The sequence below is a fragment of the Phenylobacterium sp. genome, from assembly GCF_041919955.1.
In the GTDB taxonomy this organism is placed as follows: Bacteria; Pseudomonadota; Alphaproteobacteria; order Caulobacterales; family Caulobacteraceae; genus Phenylobacterium.
The window spans coordinates 167,930-180,720 of record NZ_JAYRSU010000001.1 but is presented as its reverse complement, the minus strand read 5'-3'; the positions used below and the strand labels follow the sequence as shown (position 1 = coordinate 180,720).

The following is a 12,791-nucleotide window of genomic DNA, read 5'->3' as shown; positions in this document are numbered from 1 at the left end:
AAACATGGCGCCACTCGTCGGATGCTTAACAGCCGCGCGCCAATAGCAGCTTTTTATACTGACTTTCACAAACGCTCTTCTGAGCGCGAGAACTCCTGCGCGCCGGAAAGCTCTGAATGGGAGGCAACGTCAAATGGCCAGAGATCTGTTTGTGGCGTCCTGGGATAAGGGCGCGCCCGGCCCGTGGGTCGCGCGACACGGCCTGACGTCATCGGACTACCAGCACGCCTTCGACGAGTTCACCGCCCAGGGCTTCCGGCTCCGCTCGATCAGCGGCTACGAGTCCGGCGGTCAGGCCCGCTATGCGGCGATCTGGGACAAGCGCAAGGGCGGCGCCTGGGCCGCGCGTCACGGCCTGTCGTCCGCGGACTATCAGCGCACCTTCGACGATCTGGCGCGCCAGGGCTATCGCCCGAAGTTCATCAACGGCTACGCGGTCAGCGGCCAGGACCGCTATGCGGGCTATTGGGAAAAAGCAGACGGCCCGGCCTGGGTCGCCCGGCATGGCCTGACGTCGTCGGCCTACCAGCAGGCTTTCGACCAGTTCGTCGGCCAAGGCTATCGCCCGACCTGGATCAGCGTCTACGCCGTCGCCGGCCAGGACCGGTACGCCGCCATCTGGGAAAAGAGCGGCGGACCCGCCTGGGTCGCGCGGCATCACCAGAGCGAACAGGCCTTCCGCGACACCTGCGAGGACCTCGCCGCCCAGGGCTACGACCTGATCTGCGCCGGCGCAGCGGCCGTCGGCGGCAAGGACCTCTACGCCGGCCTCTGGGAGAAGAACGCCGTCGCCTCGGTCGCCCACCACGGCATGACGGCCCCGACCTATCAGCTCAAGTTCGAGCAACTGACCTCGCAGGGCTTCCAGCCCCGCTTCGTCACCGGCTGGGCCGGCGAGGATCCAGTCGACGTGGTGCTGCGCTTCACCATGCAGCAGCAGACCCAGGCCAACTGGTGCTGGGCCGCGACCGGGGCCAGCGTCGCGCGGTTCTACGACCCGAACACCACCTGGACCCAGTGCCTGATCGCCAATGGCCAGCTGGGCCGCAACGACTGCTGCGGGTCCGGCGCGTCTGGGGCCTGCAACGTCTACGGCTCACTGTCCGACGCCTTCCAGCGCACCGGGCACCTGGCCAGCTGGAACTCCGGAACCACCGCCTTCGCGGCCATCGAGTCCCAGATCCTGCAAGGCCGGCCGCTGGGCATCCGCGTCGCCTGGAGCGGCGGCGGGGCGCATTTCATCTGCGCCACCGGCACCGAGGACAACGGCCTGGTCTGGGTGTCGGACTGCGGCTCGGGGACCACCTCGCTGGTCGCCTACAACACCCTGGTCAACAGCTACAACGGGTCCGGAAGCTGGACCCACTCCTACTTCACCAAGCCCTAGGAGCGGAGACCGTCATGCCCCTGCATTTCGCCCGGCCGCCGGAGGCCTCGACCAACGCCCTGGAGGCCGCCCTGCCCGCTGTGGCCCGCCGCGCCTCCATCGCCACCCACGCCCCGGCCATCAATTCGGGGATCGTCAGCCACCTGCGCCGACGCCGCGGAGAAGCGCCAGCCGCCGCGCGCGAACCGATCGCCGCCCCGGTCCACGTGATCGGCCTCGACCAGATCGCCGCCCAGAAGGTCGCGACCACCACGCCGAAGCTCTGGACCTACATGCTGCACGCCGATGACGATGAGGCGCCCGCCGCCCTGGCCGACATCGATCTGCATAGCCACGCCTTCTCGGCCGTCAGCGAAGGCCCGCAGATCACCTCGCTCGGCCGCCGCATCCGCTCCGTCGAGGCCGACAGCGCGGCCAGCGACGAGCACTACGACGTCAGCATCATCCGCGTACCGGCTCTCTACCTGACCGCCATGTGGCTGAAGGGCCGCGACGGGCGCCCCGACGTCGTCATTCCTGAGGCCAGCCCCAAGTCGCCCCTGATCGCGGGCAAGCGCTACAGCCTCGAACAGTTCAACGCCGAACTGAAGCCCGTCGCAGAGCGCCTGCTCGCCGAAACCGACCCCGAGAAGGGCGGCTAGTCCCCACGCCGGCCCGCCCCTCTCCAGGGCCAGGCGGGCGGCGCCGTCGAGCCGCGGGTTCGACGGCGCCGCCAAGGCGACGCTTGCACACCTGCACGGATGAAGACCAAGGCTTAACCCATCTGGGAGATTTTGCGCGCGCCGTTCCAGCGCCGGGGCGGCCGATCGCGCCATTTCCGGCGACGATCGCCCTGCCGCCAGCCATGCGGCGCGGCGCGCCTGGAGTCGCTCTTAATGTCCCGTCTCGCCCTTACCGGAGGCGTCCTCGCCGCCCTGCTTCCCGCCCTGGCCTACGCCCAGGACGCCGCGCCACAGGTCGAGGAGTTGGTCGTCACCGGCGAGAAGGCGCCCCGCAGCTTGCAGGACACGGTCGCGAGCGTCGCCCTGATCGGCGCCCAGCGCATCGAGGCCGAGAACATCCAGTCGCTGACCGACATCGTCAACCGCACGGCCAACGTGGCCGAGACCCGCGGCGGCGAGGGCTTCACCATCCGCGGGATCAGCAATTCCAACGTCTCGGGCGGCGGCTCGGGCGCGCTGGCCAGCGTCTATGTCGACGGTGCGGCGATCCCCGAGCGCGGCATGATCTCGGGCGTGCTCGACATGTGGGACGTGCGCCAGGTCGAGATCCTGCGCGGCCCGCAATCGACGCTCCAGGGCCGCAACGCGTTGGCCGGCGCTGTCGTGATCAACACCCAGGACCCGAGTTGGGACTGGCAGGCGCGCGGCCGCGTCCTGCTGTCGGACCGCCAGGAGCAATCCTACGCCCTGGCGATCGGCGGGCCGATCGTCGCCGACCAGCTCGCCTTCCGCCTGTCGGTCCAGGACCGCGACGCCGATGGCTTCATCTACAACACCACCCGCAAGACCGACGAGGATCCGGTCCGCGCCACCACCTTCCGCGGCAAGCTGCTGTTCACCCCCTCGACCACGCCGGGTCTGACCGTGCGCGCCAGCGTCATCCATGACGAGCGCGAGGGCGGCTTCGTCTACAGCTACGCCCGCACCGACCGGCCCGACGCCTTCGAGAACCGCGTGGCGACGGGCGACTTCCCGAGCGACAACGACGTCACCACCAACCTGATCTCGCTGTCGGCCGACTACGCGCTCAGCGACCGGCTGAAGCTCTCCTCGGTCAGCGCCTGGAACAAGGTGAAGAGTCGCGGCCGCTACGACGTCGACGGCGGCCCGACCGATCTCGCCCACGCCGTCGAAGACGAGACCATCTCGACCGCCACCCAGGAGTTCCGCCTGAACTATGACGGCGATCGCTTGTCGGGCCTGGCCGGCCTCTATTTCAGCCGCCGCGAGCGCGACGACCGCATCGCCTCGCTGAGCAATGTCGCGACGCCGCGCACCACCCTGATCGGCGTGCTGATGAGCCCGCCCTTCGGCTTGCCGGCCGCCAACGCCAGCGCCGTGGCCAGCGCCTATGTCGCGGCCCTCCCGTCGGTCGCCATCGACTTCCGCGGCGACGCACCGGAGGAAGTGAAGACCGCCGCGATCTTCGCCGACGGCCGCTTCCGCCTGACCGACAAGGCCTCGATCCTCGCCGGCTTCCGCTATGATCGCGAGGAAAGCAGCTTGGCCGTGCGCCAGTCGACCCGCTTCGCCGGAACCTATCCGAACCCTGCCGCCTTCGGCGCCCTGGCCCCGGTGATCGCCGGCCTCAACCAGGTCGTTGCGCTCTATGTCGGCCAAGCCGGCGCGTCCCAGCCGGAGGTCTCGCGCGACTTCGACGCCTTCCTTCCTAAGCTGGGCGTAAAGTACGACGTCACCGACGACGCCTCGCTGAGCTTCGTGGCCCAGCGCGGCTATCGCTCGGGCGGGGCCAGCCTGAACATCGCCCACGCCCAGGTCGTAGCGTACGATCCGGAATACACCTGGAACTACGAACTGGCCCTGCGCACCGCGTGGCTGGACAAGACCCTGACGGTCAACGCCAACGCCTACTACGTGGACTGGAGCGACCAGCAGGTGCAGGTGAACCTGGGCTCCAGCATCTACGACACCCAAACCGAAAACGCCGGCGCCTCGCACCTCTACGGCGCCGAGGTCGAGGCCGCCTGGCGGCCCAGCGCCAAGTGGGGCCTCTACGGCTCGGCCGGCTACAGCCGCACCAAGTTCGACGACTTCACCGTGACCGCCGGCAGCCTGACCGCCGACCTGTCGGGGTCGGAATTCGCCTTCGCCCCGCGCTGGACCTGGGCGGTTGGCGGCGACTATCGCTGGGACAACGGCCTGTTCGCCAACCTGAACGCCAACTATCGCAGCAGCGCCTATGGCGTGACCGGCGTGGACCAGGCCGCCAGCCGCATCGACGCGCGCACCGTGGTCAACGCCAAGCTCGGCTACCAAGCCGACCACTGGACGATCTCGGCCTTCGGGAACAACCTGTTCGACGAGGCCTACGTCCAGTACGTCCAGCCGTCGGCCAGCCGGGCCATGTTCGGCGCGCCGCGTGTGGTCGGGGTAATCCTGGAGGCCAACTGGTAGCCTGCGGGTCAACAGCACTTCCCCTGCGGCGCCGGACTCTGGTACGACGTTCGGTATTAAATTTAGCCGTTAAAAAATTAGGGAGTCGCCCGCGCGACCCATTCGCGATCCGCGCGCGGGCGGAACGCTGTTGGAAGCAAGATTTGAGAAGGAGGACGCGGCCTCAGCCGCGTCCGAAGACGTCGTCGTCGAACAGAGCCTGGCGGAAAAGGAAGCCGCCTACGAGAAGTTCGTCTGGGACAATCTTAAGCGGAACTACATAGGCAACTACCTGCACGGCATGCTCGGCATGACCGGCTTTCGGCTCATAAACGCGCCGACCTTCCTGCCCGCCTATCTGCACATGATCTCGGGCTCGAACACCATCGTCGGCCTCGGGCTGGCGCTGCAGCAGGTCGGCAGCGTGATCTCGCCGATCTTCGGGGCGACCCAGATCGAGCACCGCACCAAGGTGATGCCCGCCGCTGTCTGGATGGGGGGCCTCGCCCGCGTCCAGATCGTCGGGATGGCGCTCGCCGGCTGGTTCATGGCGGGCCAGCCGCTGATCGTGGCCATGATGGTCCTGATGTTCCTGTTCGGGCTGTTCATGGGCACCCAGCGGGTGGTCTTCGGACTACTGATGGCCAAGGTCATCCCGCTCAGTCGCCGCGGGCGACTGCAGGCCTGGCGTAACGCCACCGGCGGCCTGATCGCCGCGGTGCTGGCCTGGGCGGCCGGGAAATATCTCATACAGGGCAACGTGTTCGGCAACGGCTACGCCACCACCTTCGCCCTGGCCGCCTTCCTGACCAGCATGGGCCTGTGGGCGCTGCAGATCCTGCTCAGGGAACCCGAGCCGCCCAACCTCCCGGCCCAGGCCCGCTTCCGCGACCGGGTGAAAGACTTCCCGCGGCTGATCATGTCCGACCCCGGCTACGCCTGGTTCCTGGTGGTGCAGATGGTCGCCACCGCCAGCCGGATCGCCACGCCCTTCTACATCATCTACGTCTCGTCCTCGATGTCGCTGGACGGCAAGACCCTCGGCCTGCTCAGCCTCGCCTTCCTGGGCGCAGACACCCTCTCGAACCTCGTTTGGGGCTATCTGGGCGACAAGACCGGCTTCCGCCTGGTGCTGGTCTTCTCGCTGGCCGCCTGGATCGCGGCGACAGCGCTGCTGATGGTCAACCACCACCCATGGGCGATCTTCCTGGCCTTCTTCGGCCTGGGCGCGGCGCAGTCGGGCTACATGATGGCGGCCCAGACCATGATCCTCGAGTTCGGCTCGCGGGCCGAGATGCCGATGCGCATCGCGATCTCCTCGACCGCCGAGGGGATCATGGCTTCGCTCGGTCCGCTGGTCGGCGGCTTCGTTGCCGACCATTTCGGCTACAACATCGTCTTCGGAGCCTCGATCGGCTTCCTGGTGGTGGGGCTGGCGATCCTTCTCACGGTTGTGAAGGAACCGCGTACGGCGCGGATGGCCTAGCTCGGAAGGCATGCTAGATCGATGGCCATGAAGCCCGAAAAGGAACCTGAGGTCATCGATCTGGCCGCCCGCCGCAAGGCGGTGCAGGCGCGCGAGGCCGCCGAGAAGGCTGCGCGGGACAAGGCGGCGCGCCTGGCGAGGTCCGGTGGCGCGGTGCTCGGCGGGCGCAAGCACGCCGGGCTGATCCTCGTCGTCGTGATCCTGATCGCGCTGGCGATCTATCTGGGGCCGCGCTTCCTCTAGCGCGACTTTTTTCACGCCGAATGTCACACAGGCCCGGGCCGGCGCGTCCTGTCATCGAAGCCGCGTGACGGCTCAACGATGCAAGAGGACCTCCCCATGTCTGCTCGCCTGAATCCCTACGCCGCCGCCCCGGACGTCATCTCGGCAATGGTCGCCTTCGAGAAGGCTGTCGTCTCCTCCGGCCTCGAGCACAGCCTGATCGAACTGGTGAAGATGCGCGCATCCCAGATCAACGGCTGCGCCTTCTGCCTGCACATGCACAGCCAGGACGCCCGCGCCCACGGGGAGACCGAAGAGCGCCTGCACATGCTGGCCGCATGGTGGGAAAGCTCGCTGTTCACCGCGCGGGAGAAGGCGGCCCTGACCTGGACCGACTCCCTGACCCTGATCTCCCAGACCCGCGCGCCTGACGCCGACTACGCCGTCCTGCGCGAGCAGTTCGACGAGGCCGAGACGGTGAAGCTGACCATGCTGATCGGCGCCATCAACGTCTGGAACCGCCTGGCCGTCGGCGTCCGCTCGGCCCACCCGCGCAAATGGGCGCCGGAGAAGGCGGCGGCCTAGGCCGCCAGCTTCGCCGCGACGGCCGCTTCGATGCGGGCCTTGGCCATTTCGTTCGCGACCTCGTGGGTCGGCCGGCCCTCGGCGATGGAGCGGTCCAGCACCTGCTCCAGCGTCTGGGTCAGGCCGACCAGCTTGGCGTCGACCCAGGTCGGGTCGAAGGCTTCGCCGCGCTCAAGGGCGCGGATCTCGGCCGCCACATTGATGATACCGCCGCCGTTGATCACATAGTCGGGCGCGTAAAGCATGCCGCGTTCGAACACCGCCCGGCCGACGGCGGGGTCGGAGAGCTGGTTGTTCGCGCCGCCTGCAATCACCTTGGCCTTCAGCTTCGGCAGGGTGCTTTCATTCACCGCGCCGCCCAGGGCGCAGGGCGCGAAGACGTCGGCTTCGGCCTCGAAGATCGCGCCCGGCGCCACGATCTGGGCGCCGGTGCGGGCGGCGACCTCGGCCAGGGCCTGCTCGTTGACGTCGGTCAGGATCAGCTTGGCGCCGGCCGCGTGCAGCTTGTCGGCCAGGTAAGCGCCGACATGGCCGACCCCCTGGATGGCGACGGTTACGCCGTCCAGATCGCGCTTGAGGGCGCGGCGGACCGCCAGGCGCACGCCGCGGAACACGCCCTCGGCGGTCACCGGCGAGGGATCGCCCGAGGCGGCCGGATGGCCTTCGAGGCCGGCGACGTAGCGGGTTTCCTTGCGGGCGTAGGACAGGTCGGTGGGCGAGACGCCGACGTCCTCGGCGGTCCAATAGCGGCCGCCCAGGGCCTCGACCGCACGGCCGAAAGCCTCGAACAGGGCCGGGGTCTTCATGGTGCGCGCATCGCCGATGATCACCGACTTGCCGCCGCCCAGTTCCAGGTCGGCCATGGCGTTCTTGTAGGACATGGCGCGCGACAGGCGCAGCGCGTCGTCCAGCGCGGCGGCGGCGGTCGGATAGGGCCACATGCGGCATCCGCCGGCGGCCGGGCCCCGCGCCGTCGAGTGAACAGCGATAATGGTCTTCAGGCCAGTTTTTTCGTCGTAGAACGAATGAACGCCTTCGTGTCCCTCAAACGCCGGGGAGTCGAACAAGGTCATGCCGCAATCACCACTATAGGCTGGAAGAGATTGCCGCAGGCTCTACGCCTGTCCAGACATGATCACAAGCCTGGAGCCGCCCTTGCCGCCGCGTCTGCGGCGATCGGCGCGTTGGGCAGGGTCGGCGAGCCCGGAATGCGCGGCGCGCCCGACGGCAGCGGCGCGGCCGGGTCGAGGATGAACGACAGCAGGTCGTCCCACACCACGGGCCCCTGATGGTCGCGGGTCATCAGGTGCCAGCCCTTGGCGTAGAAGGCCGAGCGGTCGGTCGGCTTCAGGCGCATTGCAGCCTCGAACGACGGCTCCTTGGGGATGATCTGGTCATTGGCGCCGTAGATGTACAGCACCGGGACCTGGATCCGGCCGGTCGATTTCCAGGCCTCGTCCATTAGCCCGACCAGGCCGTAGAGCGCATCCGACCGCGCGCCCCAGGTCATCAGCGGATCGCGGCCCATGGCGATCAGTTCTTCGCGGTTGTCGGTCGGCTTGACCCGCTTGGTCAGCCACCGCGGCGGCTCGTAGACCTTGCCGGCCGTGAAGTGCGCGGCCATCCACAGCATGGTCTTGTAGGGCAGCGGCTGGTTGGACCAGCCCCACACCGCCGGGGCCATGAGGATCACCCGGTCGGCGGCCGGCGGCCGGTCCGAGGCGAAGGCCTTGATCGCCACCGCCCCGCCCATGCTCTCACCCGCGACGATGATCGGCACGCCCGGATGACGGATCCGCGCCACGGTGGTCAGGGTCCGCAGATCCTCGACCATCAACTCGTCGCCGCCCCAGACGCCGCGATTAGGCGAGCGGCCAAAGCCGCGCTGGTCGATGGCGTAGGTCGTCACCCCGTTCTGCGCCCAGTGCGGCGCGGCGAGGTGGAAGGCGTTGGCGTAGTCGTTCATGCCGTGCAGGGCCACGACCACAGCCCGCGGCTGGCCCGCCGTCTCCCAGCGCGTCAGGCCCAGGCGGGCGCCGTCGAACGAGATGAAGGCGTCGCCCTCCACCCTCGGCCCCGAAAACCCGGCCGGCGGCGCGCCGGCCTGCTGCACCAGCAAGGGCGTGCAGGCGCTCAGCATCATGGCGGCGGCGATGGCGGCGAGGCGTTTCACGGCGCGAGCATCTCCTGAACCCTCTGGCGAAGATAAGGCGTCACCTCGGCCTCGAACCACGGATTTCGCTTCAACCAGCCGGTGTTGCGCCACGAGGGGTGCGGCAGCGGCAGGCAGGCCGGCGCATACTCCCGCCAGGCCCGCACCGTCTCGGTCATATTGCCCTTGGTCTTCCCGCCCAGCGCCCAGTCCTGGGCGTAACCGCCGACCAGCAGGGTCAGCTCGACCCTGGGCAACTGCGCCAGCAGCCTGGGCCGCCAGAGTTGAGCGCAGCGCGGCGGCGGCGGATAGTCCCCGCCCTTCGGATTGGTCCCAGGAAAGCAGAAGGCCATGGCCGCCACCCCGATCTCGGGCCGGCCGTAGAAAGTCGCCGCGTCGATCCCCATCCACTGTCGCAGGCGATCGCCCGAGGCGTCGGTGAACGGCAGGCCGCTCTCGTGCACGCGCCGCCCCGGCGCCTGGCCGCAGATCAGCAGTCGCACCTGCGGGCGCACGAACACCACCGGCCGCGGCTCATGCGGCAGCTCACCCGCGCAGGCGCGGCAGGCGGCGATCTCGTCGAGGAGCGCGGGCAGGCCCATGCCCGCCGATATGGCCTCAGGCGTCCGACGCGTCCACCGGCTGCGACACCGTAAGCTCGTCGCCCTCCATCGGCAGGCGCAGGCGATAGACGCCCTTGAACTTCTCCGGATCGGCAGGTTTTCCGTGCCGGGTGATCACAATCCTGCCCTGGCGGGCGAGGCCCCGGGCGGTGTTGCGCACGTGGCCGGTCAGCCGCCGCCAGTTCTCGTTGTCGGCGGCTCGCGCCACCTCCTCGGACGAGGCCGATTTGCCGGGAGCCAGCTTGCCCAGCACGTCCAGGATCACCGCTTCCATGTCGACAGCCATGATCAGCCTCCGCGCTTGAGGGTTTCGCGGGCGATGACCACCTGCTGAATCTGGCTGGTGCCTTCGTAGATCCGGAAGATGCGCACGTCGCGATAAAGGCGTTCGATGCCGTAGTCGGCGACATAGCCGGCGCCGCCGAAGATCTGCACCGCCCGGTCGGCGACCCGGCCGACCATTTCGGACGCGAAGTACTTGGCCGCGGCCGCCTCCATGGTGACGCTCTGCCCGGCGTCGCGCTTGCGCGCGGTCTCCATGGTCAGGGCCTTGGCCGCCAGGACCTCGGTCTTTGAGTCCGCGATCATGCCCTGGACGAGCTGGAAGTTCGAGATCGTCTGGCCGAACTGCTTGCGCTCGGTCGCGTAGGCCACACAGTCGGTGATCAGCCGCTCGGCCACGCCGATGCAGACCGACGAGATGTGCAGGCGGCCGCGGTCCAGCACCTGCATGGCGACCTTGAACCCTTCACCCTCGGCGCCCAGGCGGTTCTCCGCCGGCACACGGACGTTGTCGAACACCACGTCGCAGATGTGCGCGCCCTGCTGGCCCATCTTCTTCTCGGGCTTGCCGACCGACAGGCCCGGCAGGCTGCGCTCGACCAGGAAGGCGCTGACACCGCCGCCGCCCGGCTTGGTGGGATCGGTGCGGGCCATGACCGTGAACAGGTCGGCCTTGTTGGCGTTGGTGATGAACCGCTTGGAGCCGTTCAGCACATAGTGGTCGCCGTCGCGCACGGCGCGGGTCTGGACATTGGCGCTGTCCGAGCCGGCCTCGGGCTCGGTCAAGGCGAAGGATGTGATGATCTCGCCCGAGGCGATGCCCGGCAGGTACTTTTCCTTCTGGGCGTCGGTGCCGAACATCACCAGGCCCTGGCTGCCGATGCCGACATTGGTGCCGAAGGCCGAGCGGAAGGCCGGGCTGGTGCGGCCCAGTTCGACGCCCACCAGGCACTCGTCTTCCATGGAGAGGTCCAGGCCCCCGAATTCCTCGGGGATGGAGAGGCCGAACAGGCCCAGGCCCTTCATCTCCTCGATCACCTCGGCAGGAATGGCGTCGTCCTCGGCGACCTTGGCCTCGATCGGCCGCAGCCTTTCGCTGACGAACCGCCGGACGGTATCGATGAGCTGTTCGCGGGTTTCGAGGTCGAGGGCCATGAAAAGTCTCGGCTATTGGCAGACGTGCTTGTCCGCCGGGGTCTCGGCGAACTTGGAGAGGGTGACGCTGATAACCGGATCGGGCCAGACCTCATAGCCCACCGCCCCTGCAGGAACGGCGCAGATCGTGCTCATCTTCTTCATCAGCTTGCCGCCGCGCAGGGCGGTGATCTCGGCTTCATAGGCCAGCGGCCGGGTCAGGCCGTTCCAGATCTTCAGGATCGACTGGCGCTTCTCGACCGAGGCGTCGAGGGCGAAGGCGAGCTTGCCCGCCCCCGCCCCCTTGTAGGTTTCCTTGCCGTCGGCGGCGGCCATGCCGACGCGGCCGCTCTCCACGCCCTCCAGCTGCGGCTGGCCGGCCTGGTCTAGGACGATCAGGCCGCGCTGGCCGGTCATGACCTGCAGTCGTCCCTCAACGACCCTGGTCTCGGGGACCAGGCCTGCAGCCTTCACCGCCTCCAACGGGAGGACCGGCATCGGGGCGGTCGCGGCCCCGGCGAGGGCCGCGACAGCGACAGCGACCGCCAAGACTCGCACGATCAGACCTTGGCCAGGGCCAGGGCCGAACCCTGGCCGACGCCGACGCACATGGTGGCCAGGGCCCGCTCGCCGCCGTTCTGCTTCAGGGTGCGCGCCGCCGTCAGGGCGATGCGCGCGCCCGAGGCGCCCAGCGGGTGGCCGATGGCGATGGCGCCGCCGTGAGCGTTCACGTGCGCGGCGTCGTCCGCCAGACCCCAGGCCCGCGTGCAGGCCAGCGCCTGGGCCGCGAAGGCCTCGTTCAGCTCGATGGTGTCGAAGTCGCCGACCTTGATCCCCAGGCGCGCGGTCAGCTTCTCGACCGCCGGCACCGGGCCGACGCCCATGATCCGCGGCGCGACCCCGCCGGCTGCGCCGGCCTCGATCCGCGCCAGCGGCTCCAGGCCCAGCTTCTGCACCATGTCGGCGCTGGCCAGCAGCAGGGCCGCCGCGCCGTCGTTGACGCCGGAAGCGTTGCCCGCAGTGACCGTGCCGTCCTCACGTACGATCGGCTTGAGGGCCGACAGCGCGTCCAGGGTGGTGTCGGGGCGCGGGTGCTCGTCCTGGCTGACCACGATCTCGCCCTTGCGGTCCTTGATCGTCACCGGAGCGATCTCACCGTCGAAGAAGCCCTTGGCGCGGGCGGCGCCGACGCGGGCCTGGCTGCGCTGGGCGAAGGCGTCCTGATCCTCGCGGTTGATCTGGTAGTCGGTCGCGACGTTCTCGGCGGTCTCGGGCATGGCGTCGACGCCGTAGGCCTTCTTCAGGGCCGGGTTCACGAACCGCCAGCCGATGGTGGTGTCGTAGATCTCCGGGCTGCGCGAGAAGGCGGTATCGGGCTTGGCCATCACAAAGGGCGAGCGGCTCATGCTCTCCACCCCGCCGGCGACGATCAGGTCGGAATCGCCCGAGGCGATGGCCCGCGCGCCGGCGATCACCGCATCCAGGCCCGAGGCGCAGAGGCGATTGACGGTCAGGCCCGGCACGCTCTGCGGCATGCCGGCCAGCAGCAGCGCCATGCGCGCGACGTTCCGGTTGTCCTCGCCCGCCTGGTTGACGCAGCCGTAGATCACCTCGTCGACCTGTTCCCAGTCGAGCTTGGGATAGAGCGCCATCAGCGCCTTCAGCGGATGGGCGGCCAAGTCATCGGCCCGAACCTTCGACAGCGCACCGGCGTAACGGCCGATCGGCGTCCGCAGCCCGCCCACGAGATAGACAGTCCGGCCTTGCATCCTTGGTCCCCGCCACATAGTTCGCTGCACTGGAT

At 68.8% G+C, this 12,791-nt stretch carries 13 protein-coding genes; 6 read left to right on the top strand and 7 right to left on the bottom strand.

Annotated elements, in window-relative coordinates:
* Nucleotides 1–133: 133 nt before the first annotated feature.
* From ACE3T2_RS00850 to ACE3T2_RS00825, 6 genes are all read left to right on the top strand, one after another.
* Nucleotides 134–1,387: a papain-like cysteine protease family protein gene (locus ACE3T2_RS00850; protein WP_374653700.1), complete on the top strand. Its 1,254-nt coding sequence runs from the start codon at nt 134–136 to the stop codon at nt 1,385–1,387.
* Nucleotides 1,388–1,401: 14 nt separating this feature from the next.
* Nucleotides 1,402–2,028 (top strand): hypothetical protein, encoded by a 627-nt coding sequence (locus ACE3T2_RS00845; protein WP_374653698.1) that lies wholly within the window; start codon nt 1,402–1,404, stop codon nt 2,026–2,028.
* Nucleotides 2,029–2,262: 234 nt separating this feature from the next.
* Nucleotides 2,263–4,524 (top strand): TonB-dependent receptor, encoded by a 2,262-nt coding sequence (locus ACE3T2_RS00840; RefSeq protein ID WP_374653696.1) that lies wholly within the window; start codon nt 2,263–2,265, stop codon nt 4,522–4,524.
* A 130-nt stretch (nt 4,525–4,654) separates the two neighbouring features.
* Complete coding sequence (locus tag ACE3T2_RS00835) at nt 4,655–5,989, top strand: MFS transporter (RefSeq protein ID WP_374653694.1); 1,335 nt, start codon at nt 4,655–4,657, stop codon at nt 5,987–5,989.
* A gap of 27 nt (nt 5,990–6,016) precedes the next feature.
* Nucleotides 6,017–6,232 carry a hypothetical protein gene (locus ACE3T2_RS00830; RefSeq protein WP_374653692.1) on the top strand — a complete coding sequence of 72 codons (216 nt, stop codon included), beginning with the start codon at nt 6,017–6,019 and terminating at the stop codon, nt 6,230–6,232.
* A gap of 96 nt (nt 6,233–6,328) precedes the next feature.
* Nucleotides 6,329–6,796, top strand: coding sequence for a carboxymuconolactone decarboxylase family protein (locus ACE3T2_RS00825; protein ID WP_374653690.1), 468 nt, complete (start codon nt 6,329–6,331; stop codon nt 6,794–6,796).
* Here the strand turns inward: ACE3T2_RS00825 and ACE3T2_RS00820 are convergent.
* From ACE3T2_RS00820 to pcaF, 7 genes are all read right to left on the bottom strand, one after another.
* Nucleotides 6,793–7,869: a Glu/Leu/Phe/Val dehydrogenase dimerization domain-containing protein gene (locus ACE3T2_RS00820; protein WP_374653688.1), complete on the bottom strand. Its 1,077-nt coding sequence runs from the start codon at nt 7,867–7,869 to the stop codon at nt 6,793–6,795. The two genes, ACE3T2_RS00825 and ACE3T2_RS00820, sit on opposite strands and share 4 nt — an antisense overlap.
* Before the next feature lie 62 nt (nt 7,870–7,931).
* Nucleotides 7,932–8,969 carry a lysophospholipase gene (locus ACE3T2_RS00815; protein WP_374653686.1) on the bottom strand — a complete coding sequence of 346 codons (1,038 nt, stop codon included), beginning with the start codon at nt 8,967–8,969 and terminating at the stop codon, nt 7,932–7,934.
* Complete coding sequence (locus tag ACE3T2_RS00810; protein ID WP_374653684.1) at nt 8,966–9,550, bottom strand: uracil-DNA glycosylase family protein; 585 nt, start codon at nt 9,548–9,550, stop codon at nt 8,966–8,968. The genes ACE3T2_RS00815 and ACE3T2_RS00810 overlap by 4 nt, the downstream gene beginning before the upstream one ends.
* 16 nt (nt 9,551–9,566) lie before the next feature.
* On the bottom strand, nt 9,567–9,857 hold the full coding sequence (locus tag ACE3T2_RS00805) for a DUF3253 domain-containing protein (RefSeq protein ID WP_374653682.1): 291 nt from the start codon (nt 9,855–9,857) through the stop codon (nt 9,567–9,569).
* 2 nt (nt 9,858–9,859) lie between these two features.
* Nucleotides 9,860–11,008, bottom strand: coding sequence for an acyl-CoA dehydrogenase family protein (locus ACE3T2_RS00800; protein ID WP_374653680.1), 1,149 nt, complete (start codon nt 11,006–11,008; stop codon nt 9,860–9,862).
* A 12-nt stretch (nt 11,009–11,020) separates the two neighbouring features.
* The gene (locus tag ACE3T2_RS00795; RefSeq protein ID WP_374653678.1) at nt 11,021–11,536 is read right to left on the bottom strand and encodes a hypothetical protein; all 516 of its coding nucleotides are present in this window, start codon (nt 11,534–11,536) and stop codon (nt 11,021–11,023) included.
* A gap of 11 nt (nt 11,537–11,547) precedes the next feature.
* Entirely contained in the window at nt 11,548–12,756 is a 1,209-nt protein-coding gene (gene pcaF, locus ACE3T2_RS00790) for a 3-oxoadipyl-CoA thiolase (protein WP_374653676.1), read from the bottom strand.
* Nucleotides 12,757–12,791 lie beyond the last annotated feature (35 nt).

What these genes read in the sequence shown, in the direction of transcription:
- ACE3T2_RS00850 (WP_374653700.1), top strand. Translation starts at nt 134, where the DNA reads ATGGCCAGAGATCTGTTTGTGGCGTCCTGGGATAAGGGCGCGCCCGGC.
- ACE3T2_RS00845 (WP_374653698.1), top strand. Translation starts at nt 1,402, where the DNA reads ATGCCCCTGCATTTCGCCCGGCCGCCGGAGGCCTCGACCAACGCCCTG.
- ACE3T2_RS00840 (WP_374653696.1), top strand. Translation starts at nt 2,263, where the DNA reads ATGTCCCGTCTCGCCCTTACCGGAGGCGTCCTCGCCGCCCTGCTTCCC.
- ACE3T2_RS00830 (WP_374653692.1), top strand. Translation starts at nt 6,017, where the DNA reads ATGAAGCCCGAAAAGGAACCTGAGGTCATCGATCTGGCCGCCCGCCGC.
- ACE3T2_RS00825 (WP_374653690.1), top strand. Translation starts at nt 6,329, where the DNA reads ATGTCTGCTCGCCTGAATCCCTACGCCGCCGCCCCGGACGTCATCTCG.
- ACE3T2_RS00820 (WP_374653688.1), bottom strand. Translation starts at nt 7,869, where the DNA reads ATGACCTTGTTCGACTCCCCGGCGTTTGAGGGACACGAAGGCGTTCAT.
- ACE3T2_RS00810 (WP_374653684.1), bottom strand. Translation starts at nt 9,550, where the DNA reads ATGGGCCTGCCCGCGCTCCTCGACGAGATCGCCGCCTGCCGCGCCTGC.
- ACE3T2_RS00805 (WP_374653682.1), bottom strand. Translation starts at nt 9,857, where the DNA reads ATGGCTGTCGACATGGAAGCGGTGATCCTGGACGTGCTGGGCAAGCTG.
- ACE3T2_RS00800 (WP_374653680.1), bottom strand. Translation starts at nt 11,008, where the DNA reads ATGGCCCTCGACCTCGAAACCCGCGAACAGCTCATCGATACCGTCCGG.
- pcaF (WP_374653676.1), bottom strand. Translation starts at nt 12,756, where the DNA reads ATGCAAGGCCGGACTGTCTATCTCGTGGGCGGGCTGCGGACGCCGATC.